Source organism: Rhizobacter sp. P2_H3, from assembly GCF_056403355.1.
This window is the reverse complement of record NZ_JBFUFQ010000406.1, coordinates 1-2,665: the sequence shown is the minus strand read 5'-3', so window position 1 is coordinate 2,665 and position 2,665 is coordinate 1. Positions and strand designations below refer to the sequence as shown.

At 70.2% G+C, this 2,665-nt stretch carries 3 protein-coding genes; 1 reads left to right on the top strand and 2 read right to left on the bottom strand.

Annotated features, from left to right (window positions below):
* On the bottom strand, positions 1–641 hold a 641-nt coding region (locus tag AC1D1T_RS31600), incomplete at its 3' end, for a cupin domain-containing protein (RefSeq protein WP_477993317.1).
* 96 nt (positions 642–737) lie between these two features.
* Between AC1D1T_RS31600 and AC1D1T_RS31595 the strand changes: the two genes are divergently transcribed.
* The gene (locus tag AC1D1T_RS31595) at positions 738–1,499 is read left to right on the top strand and encodes an SDR family oxidoreductase (protein ID WP_477826468.1); all 762 of its coding nucleotides are present in this window, start codon (positions 738–740) and stop codon (positions 1,497–1,499) included.
* A gap of 32 nt (positions 1,500–1,531) precedes the next feature.
* On the opposite strand, the gene AC1D1T_RS31590 is transcribed toward AC1D1T_RS31595, so the two are convergent.
* Positions 1,532–2,665, bottom strand: a 1,134-nt coding sequence (locus tag AC1D1T_RS31590) for a glycosyl hydrolase family 18 protein (RefSeq protein ID WP_477993315.1), incomplete at its 5' end; no start/stop codon positions are given.

Genomic DNA, 2,665 nt, shown 5'->3' with positions numbered 1-2,665 from the left:
ATGCGCCGCAGCGCCGGCGCGAGCTTCGGGTCGGCCAGCGCGCGCACCAGGCCCGGTGAGGCCGAGGTGCCGGCCGACCTGCCGGCCGGCACCCGCAGCGCCTCGATCAGCAGCACCTCGAGCAGGCGGGCCATCACGACCTCGCGCGCCGGCCGCTCGGCGCGGGATTCATCGCCGACCAGTTGCACCAACGTCGACAGCCGGCGCTCGCCGCGCACATGCAGCCACTGCGGCAGCAGCGGCACCAGCAGCGCCGCGTCCGGCGAGCCGAACACGCAGTTGCCGACCAGCATGCGCACATCCACCGCGCCGTTCGGGTCGCCGACGCGCGCCCCGCCGGGCATCGGCGCGATCGGCGTGGTGACGGCTTCATCCGCACGCGGTGGCTGCCGGTCGAGGCTGGAGGTCGCGAAGCCGCGCGCGGCGGGAATCAGCGCGAAGTCGCCTTCCTGCAGCGTGATCGTCTCGTCGCCACCCGGGCCGTCCATCGTCAGGCGGCAGCCGCCTTCGAGCACGACGAAGTAGAACGGCCGGCCCATCTCGGCGCGGCGCACTGCCCACGGCGCCGATGCGACGACCAGCTTCGAGAACGGTGCCCCGGGTTGCAGCATCGACACGACTTCTGCCAACGGATCGACCATGCCGGACTCTCTCGACAAATCAACGGACTCCCGAGTGTAGTCAGTCCGGTCCCGGCTCCGTATCGTGCGGGCATCGTCAATCAGATGGAGTTCCCGATGTCCAGCCAATCCAGCGTTCCCACCGTCCTGATCACCGGCTGCTCGTCCGGCTTCGGCCTGGAGACGGCACGCTACTTCCTCGACCAGGGCTGGCGCGTCATCGCGACGATGCGCACGCCGCGCGAGGACCTGCTGCCGCCCTCCGACCGGCTGCGCGTGCTGCCGCTCGACGTGACCGATGCCGAGAGCATCCGCCGCTGCGTCGGGGCGGCCGGGCCGGTCGATGCGCTCGTCAACAACGCGGGTGTCGGCCTGCTGGCGCCGCTCGAAGGCATCACGCCCGACGGCGCCCGCGCGATCTTCGAGACCAACACGCTCGGCACCATCGCGATGACACAGGCCGTGCTGCCGCAGTTTCGCGAGCGGCGCGCCGGCGTCGTCGTCAACGTCACGTCGAGCGTCACGCTGAAGCCGCTGCCGCTGCTGTCGGTCTACACCGCAAGCAAGGCGGCCGTGAACGCGTTCACCGAATCGCTTGCGCTGGAGCTGGCGCCGTTCAACGTGCGGGTGCGGCTGGTGCTCCCGGGGCGTGCACCCGGCACGAGCTTCGGCGACAACGCCCGCCAGCGCATGGCCGGCAGCGCGCACGAGGCCTATGCGGACTTCACGGCACGCGTGTTCGCCGCGGTGCGCGACACCAGCTCGCCGGTCACGCACGCGCAGGATGTCGCCGAGGCGGTGTGGCGTGCGGTGACCGACCCGGCGGCGCCGATGCGCACGCCGGCGGGGGCCGACGCGGTCGCCCTGGCGGCAACCTGACGGCCCCCTGAGTCACCGTCCCTGCGGAAGCTTCACAGCTTCGGCAGGCTCGGGATCGTCTGGTTGCAGTCCCCCTTCAGCGGCAGGTTGCGGCACACGTACTGGCCGGCCGAGTTCTCGGTGGCCGCGCCGGCCGGTGCCGGCATGTGCACGCGCTGCTTCCAGATCTGCCAGATCATGAAGCCGTCGTTCGAGCGGCCCTTGTTCTTCACGTAGTTCACCAGCGTCTCGACGTTGTAGTACGGCGTCGCCATGTTGTTGCTGCCGTTCAGCATCTCGGCGTCGTACTGCACGCCGTTCGCCGGGATCTTCAGCACCGCGCCGCCCGCGCCTTCCGGTGCGATCTCCATGCCCATGTGGATCGGGCCGCTGTAGATCGCGCGGTACGACTCGTAGCCTTCACGCGGGTCGTAGTAGTCGCCGCCGTCGTACGACATCAGGTTGACGTGGCTCAGCTTGCTGCCGCGCGTCTTGACGGCGGTGTACATCACGCCGCCGAACGGCGAGCCCCACTGCACCTTGCCCTCCTCGAACGGCGAGCCCTTCACGTAGTAGGCGCCGGTCGACCAGCCGGCCACCGAGATGCCGAGCTTCGCGCCGCGCGACTGGATCTCGGCGTAGGTCGCGTCGATGATGCCGACGATCTGCGCATCGGTGTTGCAGCTGAAGTTGGCGGCGTCGAGCTTGTTGCACGACGCGCCGTTCACCTCCCAGTCGAGGTCGACGCCCGACGCGCCGAGGTCCAGCGCCAGGTCGACGACCCCCCGGGCGTTGTAGTTCGCCCATTCGCTGCCCTGGCTGTAGGCCCAGCCGCCGAACGACAGCCACACCTGCGTGCCGCGTGCCTTCAGCGCCGCGATGTTGTTGCGCAGGTCCTGCGCCTGCTGCGCGCTGAAGAAGCGCTGGCCGTTGTTGCCGGACGCGCCTTCGGCGAACTCGAAGCCGGCGATCGACTGGTCGAACGCGTAGCTGCCCTTCACGTACGGCGTGTTCGGCTTCGCGAAGGCCAGGTTCACATGCGTGAAGTAGTTCGGGATGTTGGCCGGCACCAGGTCGTAGATGCTGGTGTTCCAGGTGCCGGAGTAGCCGATGTAGGCGCGGGCCGCCGGTGCCGGGGCCGGCGCAGGTGCGGGGGCCGGGGCGGGAGCGGGAGCCGGGGCCGGCGC

What these genes read in the sequence shown, in the direction of transcription:
- AC1D1T_RS31595 (WP_477826468.1), top strand. Translation starts at nt 738, where the DNA reads ATGTCCAGCCAATCCAGCGTTCCCACCGTCCTGATCACCGGCTGCTCG.